This is a genomic window from Paenibacillus sp. S28 (genome assembly GCF_016624415.1).
Classification (GTDB): domain Bacteria; phylum Bacillota; class Bacilli; order Paenibacillales; family Paenibacillaceae; genus Paenibacillus_AQ; species Paenibacillus_AQ favisporus.
Genome location: NZ_JACVTM010000012.1, coordinates 126,953 through 150,193, shown reverse-complemented (window position 1 = coordinate 150,193; position 23,241 = coordinate 126,953). Strand labels below are relative to the sequence as shown.

Here is a 23,241-nt window from a genome sequence, read left to right as displayed (position 1 = left end):
CGGATGATAAGGGTCGCGGGTGAGGTCGCCTTCACCCTCAGACAACCTCTTGAATGCTTCCGCTGGAAAACTGGCTGTTATACAGATCGGCGTAGAAGCCGCCTTTGGCCAGAAGCTCCTCGTGGTTGCCCTTCTCGATCACGCTGCCCTGGTTCATGACCAGAATCAGATCCGCGTCGCGGATCGTGGACAGCCGGTGGGCGATGACGAAGCTCGTTCTGCCCTTCATCAGGTCGTTCATCGCCTTCTGAATAAAGACCTCCGTCCGGGTGTCGACGCTGCTGGTCGCTTCATCCAGAATGAGGATAGACGGGTCGGCCAGAATGGCACGCGCAATCGTCAGCAGCTGCTTCTGCCCTTGGGAAATGTTCGACGCTTCTTCGTTGAGCACGGTGTCGTAGCCGTCCGGAAGCGTACGGATGAAGTGATCGGCATGAGCCGCCTTGGCCGCCTCGATCACTTCCTCGTTCGTGGCGCCGGCCCGGCCGTAAGCGATATTCTCCATAATCGTCCCGTTGAAGAGCCAGGTATCCTGGAGCACCATGCCGAAAATGCTGCGCAAATTGCCGCGCTTCAAGTGGGTAATGTTCACGCCGTCGATGGTGATCGCCCCGCCGTTCAGCTCATAGAAACGCATGAGCAGGTTGATGAGCGTCGTCTTGCCGGCACCGGTCGGCCCGACGATGGCGATCGTCTGTCCCGGCTTCACGTCGATGTCCATGTCTTCAATGAGCATCGCGTCTTCCTTATATCCGAACCGCACATGCTCAAACTGCACGGCACCCTTCGGATTGTTCAGGACAGCCGCATCCGCCGCTTCCGGCACTTCCTCTTCTTCATCCAACAGCTCGAACACGCGCTCCGCCGAAGCGATGGTGGACTGGATGATGTTTGCAATGTTGGCCGTCTGCATAATCGGCTGGGTAAACTGTCTGGCGTACTGGATAAACGCCTGCACATCCCCGATCGTAATACGGCCGTGGGTGACGAAGATCCCGCCGACCACGCAGACCAGCACATAACCGATATTGCCGATAAACATCATCATCGGCATGATGATGCCGGAGATGAATTGGGCTTTCCAGCCGGAGCTGTACAGCTTTTCGTTGATTTTGTTGAAATCCTCGACGGACTCCCGCTCGCGGCCGAAGGCCTTCACGATTTTATGTCCTGTGTACATTTCTTCCACATGGCCGTTGAGCTGTCCCAAAGAGGCCTGCTGGGCCATGAAATGCTTCTGGGACCGGGAAGCTACCGCTTTAATGACGATGAAGCTCAGCGGAAGCGTCACGATCAGAATCAGCGTCATCCATGGGCTGATCGACAGCATCATCACGATGACGCCGACCAGCGTCACGATCGACGTGATCAGCTGCGTCAAGCTCTGCTGAAGCGTGGTGCTGATGTTGTCGACGTCGTTGGTCGCGCGGCTCAAGATTTCACCATGCGTCCGGGAATCAAAATATTTCAGCGGCAGGCGCGACAGCTTCGCGTTGATCTGCTCCCGCATATCGTACACAACCTTCTGCGCCACGCCGGCCATCAGATACTGCTGAATATAGCTGAACGCTGCGCTGAACAAGTACAGACCAATCAGAATCAGCAGGATTTGGGTGATGTAGGTAAAGTCAATGCCAGCGCCCGGCGTCCCCTTCGCCATCGCGATGACGCCTTCCAGCAGCTTGGTAATCGCCTTGCCGAGAATTTTCGGGCTCGCGATGCTGAACACCGTACTAAGAATCGCCGTCAGAAAAATAACGATCAGCGTCCCCCGCCGCGGCCGCAGGTAGCCGATCAGCCGCTTCAGGGAGCCCTTGAAGTCCTTGGCCTTCTGCGCAGGCATCATTTGGCCGGGATGGCCGCCGGGATGCCGGGGTCCTCCCATCCGGGGTCCGGGTCTTCTTGTTTGCTCACTCATGCGATCTCCTCCTCTGACAGCTGTGAGGATACAATTTCGCGATAAACGTCACTGGTCTCCATCAGCTCGCGGTGGGTGCCGATGCCGGCAATCCGCCCTTCGTCGAGGACGATGATCCGGTCGGCGTCCATGACCGTGCTGACCCGCTGCGCCACGAGCAGAACGGTAGCGTCCCGTGTCACCGGCTTCAGCGCGCTGCGCAGCTTCGCATCCGTCTTGAAATCAAGCGCCGAGAAGCTGTCGTCGAACGCATAGATTTCCGGTCTGCGTACCAGCGCCCGCGCGATGGACAAGCGCTGCTTTTGCCCGCCGGACACGTTGTTTCCGCCCTGGGCAATTTCCGACTCAAAGCCGTCTTTCATATTCATAATAAATTCGGTCGCCTGGGCGATATCCGCCGCTTCGCGGATCTCTTCTTCGGTGGCGTCCCTTTTGCCGTAGCGGATATTGTCCGCAATCGTCCCGGTGAACAGCAGCGCCTTCTGCGGCACGAAGCCGATCTTGGCGCGCAGCTCCTCCTGCGTCATCTCGCGGACGTCGACCCCGTCGACCAGCACGCTGCCTTCCGCTACATCATAGAAGCGCGGAATCAAGCTGAGCAGCGTCGACTTGCCGGAACCGGTGCCGCCGATAATCGCCGTGGTCTCCCCCGGCTTGGCGGTGAATGAAATCCCCGACAGCGCCGGCTGCTCCGCTCCCGGATAGCTGAACGTCACGTCCCGGAATTCCAAATAGCCGCGTCCTTCTTCAGAGGATTGTGCAACGAGCGGATCGTCGATATCCGGCGTAATGCTGAGCACCTCGTTAATCCGCGCAGCGGATGCGGAAGCGCGCGGTACCATGACGAAGACCATGGAAACCATGATCAAGGAGAACATGATCTGCATGGCGTACTGGATAAAAGCCATCAGGTCCCCGACCTGCATATGTCCGTCCCTAATGCGCAGGCCGCCAAACCAGACGATGGCGATGGTCGATAAGTTCATGACGATCATCATGATCGGCATCATGGCCGCCATGATTTTGTTGACCCGGACCGCTGTGCTGGTCAGATCGTAGTTGGCTTCCTTGAAACGCTCCTGCTCATGCTGAATCCGGTTAAACGAACGAATGACCCGGATCCCGGTCAGGTTTTCGCGGAGCACCCGGTTTAATTTGTCCAGCTTGACCTGCATCGCCTTGAACAGCGGCATTCCCATACCGGCTATGATGGCAATAGAGCCAGCCAGCACCGGAACGATCACGACGATGATCAGGGACAGCTTGGCGTCCTTGGACACCGCCATAATAATCCCGCCGATACACATCATCGGCGCGCTGATCATCATCCGCAGCATCATGGTCAGCACCTGCTGGGTCTGAGCGATGTCATTGGTGGTGCGGGTAATGAGCGAAGCCGTGCCCAGCTTGTCAAATTCCTGCAGGGAGAAATTCTGGACATGCTGGAATACCCGGCTGCGCATCGATCTGCCGAATCCGCCCGCCACTTTGGCGGACAGGTAGCTCGCGGCGATGGAGCAAATGGCTCCCCCCAGAGCTACGGCCAGCATAAAGCCGCCGATTTTCCAAATGTAAGGAATGTCTCCCTCGATGATGCCCTTATCCACGATGTCCGACATCAGCGTCGGGAGATACAGGTCCGACATGGACTGCAGAAACACAAGCACAAATGTGAACAGGATCAGAAGCCAGAACGGCTTCAATGAACGAAAAAGCTTCAGCATGTTGGCACTTCACCTCCATCCGATGAATCATTCTGCGTTTTGCTTTCATAATACTTATAAGCCTTGGTCAGCAGCTCGGACAGCTTCTCGCTCTCCTCGATGCCCAGGTGATCGACAAGCCCCTTGAAGGAATGGATCGTCGCCTTACGGGCTTGGATAATCGCTTCTCGCCCCTCTTCGCTGAGCTTGATCCGGACCACCCTTCGGTCCGCCTCATCCGGCGTCCGTACGATCCATTTCTTCTTCTCCAGCGCCTTGACAAACTGGGTGACGGTCGGAGAAGTGACCCCCAGCATCCCACTGATCTCGGACACCTTCAGTCCCGGGCTATCCGGCTCGACATGACGCATGAGCAGGACCATCAGCCCCATCTCGCTCATCTTCAAGCCTTCGATTACCCGGTGGCGAAACTCACCCCTGTTAAATCGCATGACCGCCTGAAGCAGCTGGACAACGGTTTCGTGGTGCTGATCATGCTCCTGCGGTTCGGTACCCTGGCAGAAGGCTTTCTGACGGTTGTTGCCATCGTCGTTCATGACGCCAACAATCCTCCTTTCCCAAACGTGCTATGAAGGATGATATCCCGCACAAAAAAATAATTAGGTTACCAATTAAATAGGCAACCTAATTATATGACCTTTCCGTTTTATATGTCAATTAAAACATATCTAATAAAGTCCAACAATATTTTGTTCATGGATCGGCTGTGCTTGCAAGATCAGGATTCCGCAGCAGACGTTTGACCGTCGCCGCAAACAAGATGCAGCAGGTGACCGCCGCGCAGGCATCTGCAATCGGCTCGGCCATAATGACGGCATCGGCTTTGGGCGATATAAACTCCGGCAGCACAAAAACCAAAGGAATCAGCAAAATAATTTTACGCAGGACGGCAATAAAGATGGACACCTTAGCCTGCCCAAGCGCAAGAAACATCTGCTGCAGCGCCAGCTGAATGCCGTAAATGCATGTCCCCAGAAAAAAGACCGGCATCAGCCTTTCCGTCAGCGCAATCAATTCAGCCTGATCCGTGAAAATCATGACGGGAAACCGCGGCAAGAACACCGCCACCGCCCACATCACGATGCCGAGGACACCGCAAACGGTCGTACAAAACCGGATTGCTGCCTTCACCCTTGCATAGTCTCCCGATCCATAATTGTAGCCGATGACCGGCTGCGCTCCCTGCGCAAAGCTGGATAAAGGCAAGGAAAACAGCTGCATGAGGCTGGTCAGAATGCTGATTGCGCCCACATACAAATCGCCGCCATACCGTGCAAGGGAAATATTAAACACGATCTGGATCAGGCTTTCCGTCGACTGCATGATAAAAGGGGACAGCCCCAGCGCAAGGATGCGGCACGCCATCCGGGGGTTCACCCGCAGGTTCCGGAGCCGAAGGCGGAGGTGGCTGCGCCTGGATGTAAGAAACGACAGCACCCATATAGCGGACGCAGTCTGGGAAATGACCGTTGCCAAGGCGGCCCCGCGGACTCCCATATGCATCGGAAATATAAAAAGGGGTGCCAGGATGGCGTTCAGTACGGCTCCGGCACAGACTGTGGCCATTGCCGTTTTGGCAAAACCCTGAATGGAAATAAAAGAATTCAGCCCAAGGGACATCAGCACGCTGACCGTCCCCAGCAAATAGATGCCCATATAATCGCTGGCATAGGGCAGTGTTTTACCGCTCGCCCCGAAGGCGATTAACAGGGGACGGTGAAAACACAGCAGCACCGCCGTCAGCACTCCTGAAACAAGCAGGAGCATCAGGCAGCAGCTGCCGAGCAGCTTCTCCGCTTCCTTTGGTTTCCCTTCCCCCAGCTTCATGGAGGCCAGCGGAGCGCCGCCAAGGCCGATGAGGGCCGCAAACGCCGAGATGGTCATGATCAGCGGGAAGGCGATGCCCAGTCCGGTTAATGCAAAGGTACCGCCTCCCGGCATCCTGCCGATCAGCATCCGGTCGACGACATTGTACAGCGCGTTGACGATTTGAGCCGCAATCGCCGGAAGTGCAAGAGACAACAGCAGCTTGGGGATGCTCCCCGCAGCAAACCGGCTGCTCATTTCATCGTGGTTGATGGTAAATCAGTCCTTTTCGCTCGTAGTTTCCGTAGAAATGCGCATTTCCATCTTTTATTATATCAGACTGAAATCGCATGAAAACACGAGTTTTAAGGCATCTACACGGCCGTTTAAGGGTTGCGAAATATAAAAATAATAATGAGATACATGTTTGAATCCAAAACGCTTTAAAAGCAAAATTAGGAGGTCTGAGGAGGTGTGGGTAAATGTGATTTTTTCTTGTAACCTCATTAAAAATAATGCTGTTCCAGTCTGCCCGGTTATCCCCTGTCCTCCATCAATTTCCCCTGCGTAAACGCGATCCATTCCCGTGCGGCATAGGACAGGTAACGGTCCCTACGCCAGATCATCCCCAGCTGCCACGGGATGACCGGTTCCACCAGCGGCATAATCCGGATCCGCTCCCGGTTGATTTCCCGGCAGATCGTTTCCGGCAGCAGGGCGATGCCCAAATTGGCGGCGACCATGCCGCTGATCAAGTCCCATTGGGAGCTTTCGTAGACGATATGCGGCTGGAAGCCGACCTTGACGCATTCCGTAATGATCCGGTCATGCAGCGCAAAGTCCTCCCGGAACAGCACGAAGTTCTCTTCCGCCAGATCGGCAAGACCGGCGCACTCGCGATGCGCAAGACGGTGAGACGGGTGCACCAGCAGCATCAGGTTTTCCCGGACGAACGAAAACGAGTGAAACAGCGAGTCGTCGGTCGGCAGCACCACGACGCCAATGTCGAGCAAACCGCTCTCCACGTCGACCTCAACCTTTTTGGCGCCGTCCTCAAAGATCTGCATCGTCACCTGCGGGTATTTCTGATGAAACTGCCCGATCACCTCAGGGAAAAAGCTCGATCCGACCATCGGCGGCAGGCCGAGGCGGATATGGCCCTTCTTCAGGTTTTTCAAATCGCCGAGCTCGGAGGACAAGCTCTGAAACGACTTCACGATCGGCTGGGCCTGCTCGTAAATAATGCGGCCCGCATCGGTCAGCACCACCTTTTTGCCTGAACGGTCAAACAGGGTGACGCCCAGCTCCTCCTCAATGTTGCGGATCGTTTTGCTGATCGACGGCTGCGTGATGTAGAGCGATTCCGCCGCCTTCGTAAAACTCTGCAGCCGGGCGACCTCCATAAAATACTGCAATTGGCGGATGTCCATACGTCATTCTCCTTCCCTTGAGTAAGTCAATCGGGGACATTTTACGTACTTGCCCTACCATCCATTTCAATTATTCAACTTATACGTCATCCTTATGCCATAGCCATATGGAATGATATCTATTCGATATATGCATTTTACCTATGAAAATGAATGCTGTAAAATTTTCATTATAAATGAAAGGAAGGCGAAAACAATTGATGAAGCATGCCGTCAAAGGGACCTTTCAGGTCGCCGTTTTAATGCTGTTTTCATATGCGATGAACCAGCTGGCCGGTCTGCTGCATCTGCCGGTGCCGGGCAGCATTCTCGGAATCATCGTGTTGTTTCTTTTGCTCGAATCCGGCGTCGTCAAGCTCGAATGGATCGAAGTCGGAGCGAACTGGCTGCTCGCCGAGCTCCTGCTCTTCTTTATCCCGGCCGCCGTCGGGGTAATGAAATATTTTGCGATGCTGGAGAGCGACGGGGTGCGAATCCTGCTCGTCGTTATTTTCAGCACGGTCGTGGTCATGGCCAGCTCCGGCTTGACCGCCGCACGCATTGCCAAACATAAAGAACGGAAGGTGTCATGATGATCGGTCTCATCTGTCTGCTGCTAACCCTCGTGATCTACATGGCAGCCAAACGATTGTATAAGCGGTATCCCAAAGTGTATCTGTCGCCGCTGCTGGTGACGCCCTGCATCATTATTATTTTCCTGCTGTGCACGCATATTCCCTATGAACATTACAACGCCGGCGGGAAATGGCTGAGCGATATGCTCCAGCCTGCGACGGTCGCCTTTGCGGTGCCGCTCTATAAAAATTTTAAAGTACTCAAAAAGCACGCCGTCGAAATCGTCGTCAGCGTGCTTACCGGTTCCTTCATGGCTATGATCTCTTCGGCGGTGCTCGCCAAAGGGCTGAAGCTGGACACTTCATTGGTGACCAGCCTGATCCCCCGCTCGATCACGACGCCGATCGCCATGAACGTATCGCAGGTCATCGGCGGGGTGCCGAACATTACGGCGGTCTTTGTCATTATGACCGGCCTGCTCGGCTCCGTGCTCGGGCCGATGATTCTGCGCCTCCTGCGGATCGAGAACGAAATCGCCCGCGGCGTGCTGCTCGGCACGAGCGCCCACGGGACGGGGACGTCCGTGGCCTTCGGCTTCAGCTCGATGAGCGGAGCGATCTCCAGCGTCTCAATGATCCTGGCCGCCCTGTTCACGCTCGGCGCGGCGCCGCTGCTCATGCTGATGTGGTAAGGAGTTAGAGGCGGACCGGCTTGCCGGTAGATGCCGAGGCCAACGCGGCACAAGTCACGGCCTGCGTCCGGCAGGCATCCTCATAGCTTGAAAGAATACGGGAGCGGTCTCCGGTGCGCAGCGCATGGAGAAACGCTTCCGTTTCGCGTACATAGGGGCTCCCCTGCTCCGTATATTCCGTTGTGACGCCGGGCGCCGCCAGCTGCAGCCGCTGCGGGTTCCAATCGACAATCCCCCGGTCGGTGTAGAACGTCAGTCCCGTCTGGCTCAGCCCGCCGCCTTCCGGCAGGATGCATGTGTTGGAAATGTTCGCTACCACGCCGCTCGCCAAGCGGAGCGTGACCGTTCCTACGTCGGCGACCTCTACGCCGTCCACCCGGCTCCGCTTGACCCGGTCCCCGTAAAGCGCATACACTTCTTCCACTTCACCGGCCGTATACCGAAGCATGTCGACCATATGCGTCGTCTGCTCGATGAACTGCCCGCCGGAGCCGCTTTGCCGTCTCCACCAGGACACGCCCGGCATGCTGTCCATCCACCGTCCCAGCACCATACCGGTCGTATGGTTCGACAGTTCCTCCTTCAGCCGCGCCGCATTGTGCTGGTAGCGGAAATGGTACCCCACCGACGTCAACAGCCCCGTCTCGCGGACCCGGGCCAGAATTTGTTCCGGCAAGCTGGTGTCGAGCCCAAGCGGTTTTTCCACCAAAAACGGAATACCGCGCTCAATCAGCTTCATTTCGATTTCGCCGTGTGCCATCGGCGGCACGCAGATATACACCGCGTCGAGTGGTCCCGCGTCCAGCATAGCATCCAGATCCTCATATCCCTCGGCGCCGTAACGCCGCGCCATCCGTTCTGCTTTCTCCAGGCTTGTACCACAAACCGCCGTCAGCTTTACTCCATCCATCCCCGCCAAGTTGTCGGCATGTACGCCGCTGAACCATCCGGTTCCGATCAATCCGATACGAAGTGTCATCCTGCGCGATCCCACCTTATCCTGTTTTCTCCACTATACCGGGGTCCGTCCCGTTTGGCTACGATTTGTTGGGAACGCATCGCACGCCCTCGTATCCATCCCGTTCGCCGCATCAAATCCCGACGAGACCAAGCTGCCCGGCTCACCACTTGCTGTGCCGCGTCTCGCCCGTCTAAGGCTTCCCGACGGTGAACCCCTTCCACTCATCCGGGAGCAGCCCCTGATAGTGCCGCTGGAGAAAACGGTCGTCGACCAGCACCAGCACGCCCGTATCCTGCTCGGAGCGGATCAGCCGCCCTCCGGCCTGCAGCACCTTGTTCATCCCCGGGAACACGTAGGCGTAATCATATCCGCTTTTCCCGTTTTCATTGAAGTAATCCCGAATCAGGTTCCGTTCAAAACCAAGCTGTGGCAAGCCCACGCCGACCACGACGACGCCTCCCAGCCGATCCCCCTGCAGGTCGATGCCTTCGGAGAAAATGCCCCCAAGCACGGCGAAGCCGACGAGCGTATCCTCATTGTCCGCCTGGAACGCCGCGAGGAACCGCTCCCGCTCCTCCTCGGCCATTCCGGTATCCTGCACGATGATGCCAACCTCCGGGTGCAGCTCCGCAAAAGGCTCGACCACCATACGCATATATTGGTACGACGGGAAAAAGACCATATAATTCGCTTTGCGCTCCGATATGAGGCCATGCAGCAGCTTCACCAGCGCGTCCCGGGTGTCGTCCCGGTCCCGGTACCTGGTAGACAGCGGCTCGATGCGCACATCCAGCTGCTCCCGGCTGAACGGCGACGGCACGGACAAGCTGTAGTCCTCCTCGCCGGCGCCCAGCATGTCCCTATAGTAGGACAGTGGAGACAGAGTTGCCGAGAAGAACACGGTTGAGCGGAAGCCTTTTCCCGCCTGCGCGAGCAAGTAGGACGGATCCATGCAGAACAGCTTCAGCACGCAGTCGCCGCCGTGAATCTCGGCATACGTCAGAAAGCGTTCGTCATACAGCTTTGCGATCCGGATATATTGCTGCGACGCAAAATAGGCATCCAGCAGCTGCTCCTGCAGCCCGGGATCACCTTTGGGAGCCAGCAGCTCCCGCTCGGCTTCGGCGATGAACAGCGTAAGCAGCTCACTCAGCTCCCGGGGCTGTTCCTGCCACTGCTTCTGGCGGGCTTCACCCATTTCCTTTTTCAGTTCGATAAAAAATTTATTGACCGCATCCGCCGCCTTCTGAACCCGGGCATCCACGCCCTTGTATCCACGCTTCAACTCGAGAAATGCCGCCTTGCCGATCTCAGCCGAGAACATGTCCCGGCCCCGATCAACGAGGTTATGGGCTTCGTCCACGAGCAGCACCGTCTGCCTCTTCTGTTCCTCGGGCAGCCGTTTGAACGAAACCCGCGGATCGAAGATGTAATTATAGTCGCAAATGACCGCATCCGCTGCGTAGGCCGCGTCCAGCGAAAACTCAAAGGGACATACCTGATGCTTGCGCGCGTAACGCTCAATGACGGCGCGGTCCATTACCGTTTCCTGGGACAGCATGTCCAGAATCGCCCCGTTAACCCGGTCATAGTAGCCGTCCGCAAACGGGCAGGCGTCCTTCCGGCAGACCGTCTCCTCCTGAAAGCAGACTTTGTCCTTGGCCGTAATCGTCACCGTCTGCATCCGCAGCCCTTTGGCCTGCATCAGCGCAAAGGCCTGCTCGGCGGCCGTTCGGGTGATCGTCTTGGCCGTCAAATAAAAGATCTGCCCAAGCAGCCCCTCCCCGATCGCCTTCACGGACGGGAACAGCGTGGACATCGTCTTGCCGATCCCCGTCGGGGCCTTGGCAAACAGCTTCCGCTTCTCCTTCACCGCCTGATAGACCGCTCCCGCCAGCTTGCGCTGTCCTTCCCGGTAAGTGTCGAACGGGAACGGCAGCGCGCGGATGCTCTCGTCCCGGAGATGCGCATTTTTCAGCCGGAGCGCGGCATACGGGGTGTAGACCTCGAGCACCCCCATCACAAAGGCCTCGAGCTCCGCCAGCGTCAGCATCCGCCGGAAACGGCGCTCCGTGCCGGTATGCGTCTCGACGTAGGTAAGCTGCACCGTCATCCGATCCAGGCCGTGGTCCATGGCATAAATATAGGCGTAAACTTGGGCCTGTGCCCAGTGAACGGGCTTTCCATCCCCCTCCATCGCATCCAGGCTCGCAGCGGTCGATTTGATCTCATCGATCATCCAGCCGTCATCCGTTTGGATCAGGCCATCGCATCTTCCTTCGATGACATAAGTCAGGTCCCCGAACGGGATTTCCCGCTTCAGGAACACCTCCTTCTGGTCGCCTTCCCCGTAAGTTTTCTGCACCTGCTGGTGGATTCGTGTACCTTCGACCATGGCGGTGGCCGACCGGAATCCGGAATCGATATCCCCGCTTGAGAAAGCGTATTCCACCAGCGGCCGGACCGATATCCGAACCTCCGCCCGCTCCCGGTTCTCTTCAGACATAGGATCACCCGTTCCCCTTGTTTTTCCCATCATACCATAACTGGAGCAGGCAGTCCCAATTCGCTATCCACTAAAAAAAGCCCGTGCCGCCCTGATAAAGGGGCACGAGCTTTGTCTAATGAACTCATCAGGCAGCGTCAGGTCACACGGCGCCACCGTCTTCCTGCTATCTTCTCCGCGTCTCGGTCAGGCGGAACTGGTTGACAAGCTGAAGCAGCGATCCGGTGATGGACTCCACACTTTCCGATGTGCCGCGAACATGCTGCATGTCCTCCTGCAGCTCCTGCAGCGTGCCTTCCACCTCTGCTGATATGCTGCGGTTTTCGATGCTGACGGCGGCTACCTTTTCCATGATGCCCACCACTTCACCGACCATCTTGGTCTTGAGGCTGTCCTGGCTGCCAGCCTGTCCCAGCATTTCAGAGGCCGAAGCGACGATTTTCGTGCCCTCATCCACCGCCCGGCTGCCTTCGTCCATGGAGGCAAAGGCCAGTTCTACCTGCCCGCCGATCTGCCGCAGCGTCCGCTGGATCTGCTCGGTGGAATGCCGGGTAAGCTCGGCCAGCTTGCGGATTTCCCCCGCCACTACCGAGAAGCCTTGACCGTGCTCGCCCGCCCTCGCCGCTTCGATCGACGCGTTCAGCGATAACAGATTGGTCTGCTTGGAAATGTTCTCGATTGCCGTCAGCAGGCCGGCAATATCCCGCGTCGTTTCCATAAACGTCCGAATGGTCCGGTGGCTCTCCTCCACCTTGTCCTGAATTTGCTTCATCTTGTCGCCGATATGCTGCACTTCGCTTTGCGCCACCGCAATTTGCTGAGCGGCCGCCCCTTCGATTTCCCGCAGGGTAACGCTCATCTCCACTGACACGTCCTTGGCCACGTCAATATCCTTCAACTGGCCGCGGATGCCGCGGATCATGCTGTGAACCTTCCCGCTCACCCGCTCCGTGGAGCTGGCGGTCGACTGGGCTGTCGCATGCTGCACATGCTGGCTGTCCTGAACGTCCTGGACCGCCTGCTTAACCTGCAGCATGATGCCTTCCAGGGCATCGATCATGCTGTTTACCCATTTGCCGAGCTCCTTGGCCTCGTCATCCGCAAATTCGCGCAGGTCCAGCCGCTGCGTCAAATCCCCTTTGCCTTCGGCATTGATTCGGATGAACCGGCTCAGGCTGCGAAAATGCTCCGCCGTCCGCCGCGTCCCCCTGCGTTCAAGAACGGAGACCGCAATCCAGCCGAACAGCAGGTTTGCCGCCAGAACCGCGATCAGCCCCGTGACCGGAGGCAGACTCCAGGCCAACAGGCCGAATAGAAGACCGTTCAGCACCACGCCCGCCAGGCCTGTCATCAGATGCATTTTCTTCATCTTCCAACCGAAGCTCCGGAAGCGGTACACTTCCTCCAAATCCCCTTCGCACATCATCCCCCATACGTCCGGGCAATGCGGAAGCTGAAAAGTAACCCCTTTACCGATCACCGGAATGTGCCGGTAGTCCGAATATCCCGGAAACTCCACAAACAGATTGCTTCCGTTCTGTATCGTGTTCGCTACTCCTGGATGCAGTTCTCCTGTGGCCGGGTCCTTGAACACCAGTTCCAGCTCGGTATGGTTCTTTACCTGAACCGTCCCGTAGTCGGTCCGCACCCCTTCTTTCAGGTTATCGCCGTGCGTAAAGGTAAAGTCCTCGAAGCGGCTCCGCGACAGCGCCGTTCCGGGCGCAATGTTCTTGTTCAGTCCCGGCTTGGCCATGAAAATGTAGTTATCGCCTGAATCGGGATATACATGCCCCTGCTCCCGTTGGATCAAGTCTCCCAGGACATCGTTTGGAACCCGGCCGCACAGTGCCCCTTTCCATACGCCATCCTCCATAACCGGCAGAATAAACAACAGCGTCATCGCGTCGTGAAACGCCGAAGTACTCGGGCCGACCTCTAATGTGGCCGGGTCGGAATAGGGGCCGAACAGGCAAGGACTCCCCTGCAGCGTATACTTCAGCCCCGGCTCGATCAGACCCTCCCGGCTGCAGCTTGCCCCAATGCGGGACGGATGGGTGGAGTATACCACCTTCATGTCGTCACGAATCAGGAAAATCTCCGAGAAATCGGCACCTCTCTTCATATAGGAAGCGAACAGCGGCTCCAAGGCAGCGGCCCCGGCAGGATCCTGGACGATATGGCCGAAGTTTGGGCCAAGCTGTATGCTCAAACGCTCTAAATGGGACCAATACTCCGTAACCCAGCTCTCTAATATTTGTATACGATTCTGGGCGATTCCCTCAAAAATGTTTTCGATATCCTCCTTCAAATGACGGTTTAACCGGTACGACCACCAGAGCGGCAGCCCCGTTGTAAAGCCAAGCCAGTCAAACATCCCCCTCAACCCCTTCTGCGAACATGACATTTCGCGTTAACTTATTTAACACAATATGGTTTTCGCACATTTTACCTAAAATGCAGGCCCGGTTCAACACAATATTTTACAGTTTTTAGGGGGTTATTGACCGGTGGGAAATAAGCAGTGTACCGCAGTGCTTAGCGGGGTGTCGTGGTGTTACGGCTCAGCCCGCCTTTATTCGGCGGATCGGAATTCCGGACGTTTTCAAAGAATGGTTCAGAGGAGCGGCGTAAGCGGTTCATTTACTTCCCAATATGGTAAATGATAACTAGAAATGACAAGGATTCGCCTTTTGACATCTTTCTGAGCCGAAGGCATAATAAACCTATTGCCCTCGATTCCATGCGACAAAAGGGCTCAAGCAACCGCAGGATATTCAATTTTATGCGCAATCATCCAGCTTTTCGCGCGATATACTCAGCTGCCCGGCTTAGATCAGCCAGGTCAGCCCGTCATTAAAAGGAAGGAAGTTGGTAACGTGTCTTCACTTCGTGGATTTCTGCGAAAACCGTTTGTCTTATTCACCATTCTTTTACTTTTAAAGGGGTATTTGGCATGGGCCGTTACGTTTAATGACCTGATGCCCTGGAAGCCCATCATTACCGAAATTCCGTTTATTTGGCTCGTGTTCTGTCTGATTGAGTGGTTTGCCGGCAAGCGGAAATTCGGCGCTTATGTCATCGCCAACCTGCTGCTGACCACGATCTTTTTCGCCGTCATTATGTACTTCAAATACTATGGCGTCATCGCGACTTATCATGCCCTGGAGCAGGTCAACCAGGTTACGGCCGTCCGCAACAGTGTCTTTTCGCTGATGGACCCTTACTATTTGCTGATCTACGCCGACATCGTCGTGATCTTTGTCATCATGGTGCGCGGCCGTAAAGCGCGGCAATGGAAGGATCAGACCAGCCGCCGGGCCCGCCGGAGCGTCGTTACCGTGCTGTTCATCCTGTCCCTCGTAATCTGCCTGTTTAATATCGTTCCGAACCGGGCCAGCATGAACGAGATCAAAAAAGCCCAGCAAATGGGCATTTTGAATTATGAGGCGTATACGATTTTCTCCAAGAAGAAAGAGGACATCGTTCCGCTGAACAGCATTACCCAGGCTTCGATCGATGAGCTCAAAGGCATCAAGAAGACCGATCAGCCGCAGCATTTCGGGGATGCCAAAGGCAAGAACGTGATCATTATCCAGCTGGAATCGTTTCAGAATTTCCTGATCAACCTGAAGATCGACGGCCAGGAAATTACGCCTAATATGAACAAGCTGGCCAAAGAGCAGTACTACTTCCCGAACTTCAACCAAATGGTCGGCCAAGGCAATACATCGGATGCCGAATTCGTCGTGAACACCTCGTTCTATGTTCCGCCGAGCGGGGCGGCCACACAGAACTATGTCGACAAGAAGCTGCCGAGCCTGCCGAGGCTGATGGAGAGCAACGGTTACGCGACCGCGACCTTCCATACGAACGACGTAGAGTTCTGGAACCGCGGGGAGCTGTATTCGTCCCTTGGCTTCCAGCATTATTACGACAAGTCCTTCTTCGGTGACGAAGACTCCTTCTTCTTCGGCCCATCGGATGAAGTGCTGTATAAGAAGACTGCCGCGAAAATGAAGGAAATGGACCAGGAAGACAAACCGTTCTATGCCCAGGTCATCTCGATGTCGGCGCATCATCCGTTTACGATTCCGGAGAGAAAATACCACATGCAGCTCCCTGAGCGGTATGACGGTACGTTCGTCGGGGATTATATCCGCGCCCAGAATTATGCGGATTATGCGCTGGGACAGTTTATCGATGAACTGAAGAATAACGGCCTCTGGGACGACAGCCTCATCGTCATCTACGGGGATCACATGGGACTTCCGCTGTACTCCCTGGATCGTGATGATAAAGAATTGATGAAGGAAATTTACGGACATGAATATTCCTATTCAGATATGATTAACATTCCGCTGATTCTGGCGGGCGGCTCGATCAAACATCCGGAAGTGAACAACACGGTGGGTGGACAGGTCGACATCCTGCCGACGGTCGCCAATCTGACGGGCGTTTCCGTCAAAGACCATATTCATTTCGGGCAGGATCTCTTAAATCAGAGCTCCAATCTGATTCCGGAGCGGTATTATTTGCCGACCGGTTCCTTCCTGACCGGTAATGCGCTCTTCGTGTCGGGAGCCGGATACGAGGATGGAGCGCAGTACCCGCTGAGCGGCCGGACCTCAGTGGACGGCGGGACCACCGAAGATGAATATAACCGGGCGCTTAAGCTCCTGAACCTGTCCGACAGCTACGTGAATCAGCAGCCGCTTAAATAGAGAATGGCCTCATGCATATCAAGCCTTGCCTGTACAATTACGGGCAGGGCTTTTATTTTTTTGCCGTTGTTATCAATGTGTTATCTACTTTTCACACAACCTATCTCCACACCAATACGAGCAGACTACCTATAATCATCATATTTCCTCATCCGCACACTTGATCTTCAGGCGTATTTTGTTTATAACAAGTATATAAAGTTATCATAACTAAATAACGAATTATACTAACAAAATAACACAAGAAGAGGTGCACACGGTGAATTTGATGCGCAATAACTTGCTGGAAGGATATATCGGCGGCATGACCTGGGGATGGACCGGCATCCGGGGAACATGGAACACCCCTGAGGCCGGACATTCGATGGAGGAAATGGTAACCCGCCTCGGCGTGAACTGGACGGCCGTCACCTTTGCGGCCCTGCAGGATACGGCTCATTCGACGGAAATCCATTTTGCGGAAGAGCCGACCGTAACGGATGAAGAGGTTCGCCATGCGATTGCCTCCGCCAAGCGTCTCGGCTTGCGCGTCTGCCTGAAACCGGTCGTCAACTGCGCCGACGGAACTTGGCGGGCCCATATTAACTTTTTCGATATTGACGTGCCTTGTGAACCGAAATGGTCCGAGTGGTTTGACTCTTATATCCGGTTTATGCTGCACAATGCGGCTATGGCCGAGGAAACCGGCTGCGAAATGCTGTGCATCGGGTGCGAGATGGTGCAGACCGACCGCAGGGAACTGGAATGGCGCGAGCTCATCCGCCAGGTTCGGCAAGTATACTCCGGCATCATTACCTATAACTGCGACAAATATCAGGAAGATCAGGTGGCTTGGTGGGATGCAGTGGATGTCATTTCATCCAGCGGCTATTACCCGATCGACAGCTGGCAAGAACAGCTGGAGCGCATTGAGCCGGTCGTCCGCCGGTACGGCAAGCCCTTCTTCTTTATGGAGGCGGGATGTCCTAGCCGGACCGGATCGAGCCGGATTCCAAACGACTGGGGACTGCCCGGAGATCCAAACGAGGACGAACAGGCCGCTTATTTTGAGCGGATGTTTGAAGCCTGCGCCAGCCGTTCATGGGTGGGAGGATTTATGCTGTGGGACTGGCCGGCAGCACTGTATGCACCAGAGGACGCCGCCGGGAATGATGATTACTGCCCTTATGCAAAAAAGGCGGAGAGCCTCATCCGCGATCATTACACGGCGCAAATCCGCGAACTCGGTGGACTGCCTGCTCAGCCGTAAGCGATCTAGAGGGCGCACAGGAAGACAGAACCTCGCGATTTCAGCTCTTTCAGCCCGCACATACGGGCAACCTTGTGCACTCTCCGGAAACTTCGGAACTTCCTTTATCAATAAAAAGCATCCTGCCTGTTGGGCGGGATGCTTTTTGTTATGATCGGCTGAGATTGTATCGTACCTGCCGTGAGGTCAGCTCCCGGAGCCATCCGGCGCCGGCGCCGTGGAATCGCGGTAGACGATATCGCCGGCGAGCAGGATTTTTTCCAGAGGCGTATCCGCCTTGTCCATTCGTTCGAGCAGCTTCTCGACAGCCCGGCGGCCCATCGCCTCCTTCGGAACATGGACGGTCGTCAGGGACGGACTGCCCTTGGCCGCATCGGCGATATTGTCGAATCCGGAGACCGACACCTCCTCCGGAACCCGCACGCCAAGCTCGATCAGGATATCCCGGGCCGTCAGCGCAATCGCATCGTTGGCGCAGACCAGTGCGGTCGGCAGCGATTTGGATTTGATTTTCCGCGAGATCCACGACCGGATCTCGGGCTCGAAGCTGCCGTTCTCCAGATCGGGAAGCGGAATGACCAGCCCTTCCTGGCTCGGCAGCCCCTGCTCATCCAGCGCCGTCCGGTAGCCGATGGAGCGGTCCCGAAAGCTGCGCGAATACCGGTCGTTTCCGATGAACTGCAGCCGCTGATGGCCGATGCCGATCAGGTGGGTCGTCAGCCGGGCCATCACATCCATATTGTTCGCAAAGACCGTGTCGGACGGAATGAGCGGATCCTCCATGTCGACCAGCACGATCGGCAGCCCCATCCGGTGCACCTCCAGCAGCAGCGGCGTGGAAATTTCCCCGACCCCAATGAGTCCGAGAATCCCTTCCGGATTCAGGAGGCTGACAAAGTTGTCCACGTTCTGCTCAGAGATGATCACCATGCCCAGTCCCCGCTCCTCGAGGCTGATCGAAATCCCCTCCATAATCTTGCCCCAGTACAGCGATTCCCTGTTCTGAAAACGGATATTGGGCATCAGGACGATCACGGAATGCTTGGCGCCGCTGCGCTTAAGCGTGTTGGGTTCCGTGCGGGGGCTTCTCATATAGGCTTTCTTTTGCGAAAAATACCCGAGCTGGGAAGCCGCCTGGATCACCCGCTCCCGGGTCATTTCATTGACTCCGCCCTTGCCGGACAGCGCCTTGGATACAACGAACTTCGATACGCCCAGGTGGTCGGCGATTTGCTGCATCGTAATCTTTTTGGCCATCGTCTCTATTTCACCTCAAATAAACTGTCATTCATGTTACGAATATCGTAAAGGGCTGCATCGGGCGTGCCGCTTCCAAGGCGGTTTAGACGCCGGTGATGCTCCGGGTCCGGATACAGCCGTTTCTGGAACCATGTTTGTTAGTCTGCAGAATCAACAACATTATAACAAAATGGACGCCGGCATTATATAGAGACGATAACGAAGAACAGTGAAAGCCAGACTTTTCCAGATTTAGGGTAAAAAGAATTGACTCTCATTACACAATCGTATACATTTGTATACAAACGGAAGTACACGTATACACATCCACTAATTCTAAGGAGTGACGTCAATGAAAGAAGATATGAACAACGAGGCAGGCCGGCAGCCGGAATTAGCTGCTGATCCCCGGATACTGGAGGGTGGCGGCCGCTGGGAGCGAGGCGATCGGCGCGGCGGGGGCCGCGGACACGGGCACCACGACCACGGCCGGCGCGGCAAAAGGGAGCATCACAGCGACGACGAGAGCGGCCGGAGCTTTCAGAGCGCCCAGACGTTTCGGCGCGGCCGCGTGCTGATGTTTCTGGAGCGTATGCAGGTCATGCGCAGCACGCTGATGCAGCAGCTGAGCCAGCCCGAGTTCCAGCCGATCCAGCAGGTCATTACCGGTGAGCTGAAAGCCGTTGACCAGATGATCCAGGAGTACATCCATACGTTCGAGCTGCGCGAAACGGGGGATGGCGGAGCCCCGGGTTCTTCGCCGGGAGGCCAGGCGCAGGCAGCCGATTCTGATACCAAGTGAGGCCCCGCCCATGTGGAAACTGATGATATCCTACCTTCGCCCATATAAAGTGTCGGCCCTGCTGGCTCCGCTGCTGATGCTGCTTGAGGTATCCATGGACCTGCTGCAGCCAGCGCTGATGGCGAACATCGTTAATAAAGGAATTGTCCCCGGCGACCTTGCGTACATCGAGCGAACAGGTCTTCTGATGATCGGGGTTGCCGTAGTCGGCCTGCTTGGCGGCGTGGGGTGCACCATCTTTTCAACTTATGCCTCTCAGCATTTCGGCACCGATATCCGGGATCATCTGTTCCGGAAAATACAAACCTTTTCCTTCCGCAATCTGGACGAGCTGAAGACCGGATCGCTCATCACCCGGCTGACGAATGACGTCGTTCAGCTGCAGACAGTGGTCCAGATGATCCTGCGGAGCATCCGCTCCCCGCTGCTGTTCCTCGGCAGCCTCATCCTGGCCCTCTGGATCAGCCCCCGGCTGACGCTGGTCCTGGCGGTATCAATCCCTGTCCTGGTCGTATTTCTGGTGCTTCTGATCCGGAAGTCTTTTCCGCTGTTCGGCCGGGTTCAGTCGATGCTTGACCAGGTGAACGGCGTCCTGCAGGAGAACCTCGCCGGCATTCGGGTCGTCAAGGCCTTCGTCCGCGCAGGCTATGAACGCAAGCGCTTTGCAGGCGCTAACGGCGAATACACGAAGGAGGCCATCTCGGCCAACCGGCTCTTGGGGCTGAACATGCCGGTCATGACGCTGATCCTGAATTTGAGCATCGTGGCGGTGCTCTGGTACGGAGGCGCCCTTACCCGCGGCGGATCCCTTCCCGCCGGCGATTTGATCGCTTATATCAATTACGTGACCCAGCTCCTGTTCGCCATGCTGATGGTAAGCAACATGCTGACCTTCATCTCCCGGGCCAGAGTCTCCGCGGCCCGGGTGCAGGAAGTGTTTAACGCGCAGCCGGACATTGTCGATCCCACCGGCGCCCAGGCCAAGGAACCGGCGGCCGCGGACGTGGTCTTCGAGAATGTATCCTTCGGTTACGGGGAGCATCCGCATGCCGATCCGGTGCTCAGCGGGATCAGCTTTACAGCCAAGCCGGGGCAGACGACCGCCATTCTAGGCGTTACCGGATCCGGCAAATCCTCGCTCGTGCACCTGATCCCGCGGCTCTATGACGCCACCGGCGGCCGCGTGCTCATCGGCGGCACGGATGTCCGCGCCATCCCGCTGGACATCCTGCGCGGGATGGTGGGCATGACGCTGCAGCAGTCCGTGCTGTTCAGCGGCACAGTGCTGGATAACATCCGTTACGGTCAGCCCGGCGCTCCGCTGGAGGAAGTGACCGCGGCGGCCAAGGCCGCCCAGGCCCACGATTTTATCATGCAGATGCCGGACGGCTATGAGACCGTGATCGGGCAAAAAGGCGTCAACCTGTCCGGCGGGCAGAAGCAGCGCCTGTCGATCGCCCGCGCGCTGCTCGTTAAGCCGCGGATCCTCATCCTGGACGACAGCACGAGCGCGGTCGACGTCGGTACCGAATCGCGCATCCAGGCGGCGCTGAAGGAGCTGATGAACCGCAGCACCAACATCATCATCGCGCAGCGGATCAGCTCGGTCATGGAGGCCGACCAGATTCTGGTGCTGGAGAACGGCTCCATTGCCGCCCGGGGGACCCACGAAGAACTGCTGCGGACCAGCGCGATTTATCAGGATATTTACCGTTCGCAGCGGAAGGAGGAAGATACGCATGCCGCAGCCAACTAAACCCGCCGGCACAGAACCGCGCCACGGGGGCCCTCCCATGATGGGTCATGGACCCGGCCGAAACATGGTCATGCAGAAAGCCATACCCAAGCAGGCTGGCGCTACCCTCAGAAGACTGTGGGCCTATCTGAGCCGCCAGCGGTTCGGGTTGATTATCGTATACGTTACGACCATTCTCAGCGCGGTCATCTCCCTGATCGGCCCTTTCCTGCTCGGCAAAGCGATCGACCGCTTCATTATGCCGAAAGAGCATGACGGCTTCTGGTCGCTCTGCCTGCTGATGATCGGCATCTATGCACTGGGCAGCATCGTTTCCTGGATTCAGGTGTACGTCATGACGGCCGTTTCCCAGCGCACCGTCTTAGCCCTCCGCCAGGACCTGTTCGATAAATACCAGCAGCTGCCGCTGCGCTTTTTCGATACCCATCCAACCGGAGAGCTGATGAGCCGCACGACCAATGACATCGAGAACGTGTCGAACACGCTGAACCAGAGCGTAACGCAGCTCTTGAACAGCATCATTACGCTGGCCGGATCGCTGGTCATCATGCTGAGGCTCAACCTGCCCCTTACGCTCGTCAGCCTCATCAGCATTCCGCTCGTGCTCGTGGCTACCCGACAAATCACGCGGCTGACCCGAAAGCTGTTCAAAGCCCAGCAGCAGCACCTCGGCGAGCTCAACGGCTTTATTGAGGAGACCGTCAGCGGGCAAAAAATCGTCAAGCTGTTCCGGCGGGAGCCTGTCGCGGTCGAGCAGTTCCAGAAGATCAATCAAAAGCTGAATCAGGTCGGCATCCGTGCGCAGATCGCCTCCGGCATGGTCGGGCCGGTCATGAACATGGTGAACAACCTCAGCTTCGCCCTGATCGCGGCGGACGGCGGCTGGATGGTGTTGCAAGGGCACACCTCCGTCGGCATCGTCGTCAGCTTTCTGAACTACTCCAAGCAGTTCGGCCGGCCGATCACCGAACTGGCCAACCAGTTCAACCTGATGCAGTCCGCTATTGCGGGGGCCGAGCGCGTGTTTGAGATTTTCGACCTCGACACCGAGTATGCCGAAGACCACAAGCGGGCCGTCGCGGAGCTTGGAGAGGTGAAGGGCAGCGTCGAATTCCGGAATGTAACTTTCAGCTATAAACCGGGAACGCCGGTGCTCCAGGACGTATCCTTTACCGCCGAGCCCGGCCAGATGATCGCCCTCGTCGGCCCGACGGGTGCAGGCAAAACAACAATCATCAACCTGCTGACCCGGTTCTACGAGATCGACCATGGCGACATTTGCATCGACGGGGTGAGCATCCGCGATATGGATAAAGACAGCCTGCGGAGCAAGGTGGGGATCGTCCTCCAGGACGCCTACGTTTTTTCCGGCAGCATTCGTGAAAACATCCGGTTCGGACGGTTAGATGCGACCGATGCCGAAGTGGAGCATGCCGCCAGGCTGGCGAATGCCGACCGCTTTATATCCCGTCTGCCGGACGGGTATGATACGATCCTGGCCGCTGAGGGCAGCAATCTGAGCCACGGCCAGCGCCAGCTGCTGACCATCGCCCGGGCGATCCTCGCCGATCCGGCCATCCTTATACTGGATGAAGCCACCAGCAGCGTCGATACCCGGACCGAAATGCATGTCCAGGAAGCGATGCAGACGCTGATGAAGGGACGGACCAGCTTTGTCATCGCCCACCGGCTGAGCACGATTCAGGATGCGGACCGGATTCTGTTCATCCACGGCGGACGCATTGCCGAGCAGGGGGACCACCGTCAGCTGCTGGAAGCCAAAGGTTTTTATTATGACTTGTACACCAGCCAGTTTCAGCGGGCGATATAATTGGGGAATCATAACAAAACTCCGGATGCCTTCATGGGCGCTTCCGGAGTTT

General features: G+C 56.6%; 16 protein-coding genes. 7 read left to right on the top strand and 9 right to left on the bottom strand.

Annotated elements, in window-relative coordinates:
* Nucleotides 1-37: 37 nt before the first annotated feature.
* The 5 genes from IAE55_RS24920 to cidR all read right to left on the bottom strand — a co-directional run bounded on the left by IAE55_RS24920 (nt 38) and on the right by cidR (nt 6,878).
* Nucleotides 38-1,918 (bottom strand): ABC transporter ATP-binding protein, encoded by a 1,881-nt coding sequence (locus IAE55_RS24920; RefSeq protein ID WP_200634180.1) that lies wholly within the window; start codon nt 1,916-1,918, stop codon nt 38-40.
* A complete protein-coding gene (locus IAE55_RS24915) occupies nt 1,915-3,642 on the bottom strand; it encodes an ABC transporter ATP-binding protein (protein WP_200634179.1) in 1,728 nt (575 codons plus the stop codon). The genes IAE55_RS24920 and IAE55_RS24915 overlap by 4 nt, the downstream gene beginning before the upstream one ends.
* The gene (locus IAE55_RS24910) at nt 3,636-4,178 is read right to left on the bottom strand and encodes a MarR family winged helix-turn-helix transcriptional regulator (RefSeq protein ID WP_200634178.1); all 543 of its coding nucleotides are present in this window, start codon (nt 4,176-4,178) and stop codon (nt 3,636-3,638) included. The genes IAE55_RS24915 and IAE55_RS24910 overlap by 7 nt, the downstream gene beginning before the upstream one ends.
* A gap of 157 nt (nt 4,179-4,335) precedes the next feature.
* Nucleotides 4,336-5,706, bottom strand: a complete 1,371-nt coding sequence (locus IAE55_RS24905) for an MATE family efflux transporter (RefSeq protein ID WP_200634177.1) — start codon at nt 5,704-5,706, stop codon at nt 4,336-4,338.
* Between the two features lie 278 nt (nt 5,707-5,984).
* Entirely contained in the window at nt 5,985-6,878 is an 894-nt protein-coding gene (cidR, locus tag IAE55_RS24900; protein ID WP_105445544.1) for a cidABC operon transcriptional activator CidR, read from the bottom strand.
* Nucleotides 6,879-7,078: 200 nt separating this feature from the next.
* On the opposite strand from cidR, the gene IAE55_RS24895 reads away from it, so the two are divergent.
* Nucleotides 7,079-7,450, top strand: coding sequence for a CidA/LrgA family protein (locus tag IAE55_RS24895; RefSeq protein WP_089549661.1), 372 nt, complete (start codon nt 7,079-7,081; stop codon nt 7,448-7,450).
* Complete coding sequence (locus IAE55_RS24890; protein WP_089549660.1) at nt 7,450-8,124, top strand: CidB/LrgB family autolysis modulator; 675 nt, start codon at nt 7,450-7,452, stop codon at nt 8,122-8,124. Before IAE55_RS24895 ends, IAE55_RS24890 begins: the two co-directional genes overlap by 1 nt.
* Nucleotides 8,125-8,128: 4 nt before the next feature.
* Here IAE55_RS24890 and IAE55_RS24885 read toward each other — a convergent pair whose 3' ends face one another.
* From IAE55_RS24885 to IAE55_RS24875, 3 genes are all read right to left on the bottom strand, one after another.
* Nucleotides 8,129-9,103: a Gfo/Idh/MocA family protein gene (locus IAE55_RS24885; RefSeq protein ID WP_200634176.1), complete on the bottom strand. Its 975-nt coding sequence runs from the start codon at nt 9,101-9,103 to the stop codon at nt 8,129-8,131.
* A 172-nt stretch (nt 9,104-9,275) separates the two neighbouring features.
* Nucleotides 9,276-11,591, bottom strand: coding sequence for a helicase C-terminal domain-containing protein (locus IAE55_RS24880; RefSeq protein ID WP_145162794.1), 2,316 nt, complete (start codon nt 11,589-11,591; stop codon nt 9,276-9,278).
* A gap of 166 nt (nt 11,592-11,757) precedes the next feature.
* The gene (locus tag IAE55_RS24875) at nt 11,758-13,965 is read right to left on the bottom strand and encodes a methyl-accepting chemotaxis protein (protein ID WP_200634175.1); all 2,208 of its coding nucleotides are present in this window, start codon (nt 13,963-13,965) and stop codon (nt 11,758-11,760) included.
* A gap of 502 nt (nt 13,966-14,467) precedes the next feature.
* Between IAE55_RS24875 and IAE55_RS24870 the strand changes: the two genes are divergently transcribed.
* A complete protein-coding gene (locus IAE55_RS24870; protein WP_325168679.1) occupies nt 14,468-16,312 on the top strand; it encodes an LTA synthase family protein in 1,845 nt (614 codons plus the stop codon).
* 268 nt (nt 16,313-16,580) lie between these two features.
* Nucleotides 16,581-17,561, top strand: a complete 981-nt coding sequence (locus IAE55_RS24865) for a glycoside hydrolase family 113 (RefSeq protein WP_200634206.1) — start codon at nt 16,581-16,583, stop codon at nt 17,559-17,561.
* Between the two features lie 186 nt (nt 17,562-17,747).
* On the opposite strand, the gene IAE55_RS24860 is transcribed toward IAE55_RS24865, so the two are convergent.
* Complete coding sequence (locus IAE55_RS24860; RefSeq protein WP_076171904.1) at nt 17,748-18,818, bottom strand: LacI family DNA-binding transcriptional regulator; 1,071 nt, start codon at nt 18,816-18,818, stop codon at nt 17,748-17,750.
* Nucleotides 18,819-19,152: 334 nt separating this feature from the next.
* Between IAE55_RS24860 and IAE55_RS24855 the strand changes: the two genes are divergently transcribed.
* From IAE55_RS24855 to IAE55_RS24845, 3 genes are read left to right on the top strand one after another with little or no spacing between them, the layout of a single operon-like run.
* Entirely contained in the window at nt 19,153-19,602 is a 450-nt protein-coding gene (locus IAE55_RS24855) for a hypothetical protein (RefSeq protein WP_186382053.1), read from the top strand.
* A gap of 10 nt (nt 19,603-19,612) precedes the next feature.
* On the top strand, nt 19,613-21,358 hold the full coding sequence (locus IAE55_RS24850) for an ABC transporter ATP-binding protein (protein ID WP_200634174.1): 1,746 nt from the start codon (nt 19,613-19,615) through the stop codon (nt 21,356-21,358).
* Nucleotides 21,342-23,189, top strand: a complete 1,848-nt coding sequence (locus tag IAE55_RS24845) for an ABC transporter ATP-binding protein (RefSeq protein ID WP_442793348.1) — start codon at nt 21,342-21,344, stop codon at nt 23,187-23,189. Before IAE55_RS24850 ends, IAE55_RS24845 begins: the two co-directional genes overlap by 17 nt.
* Nucleotides 23,190-23,241 lie beyond the last annotated feature (52 nt).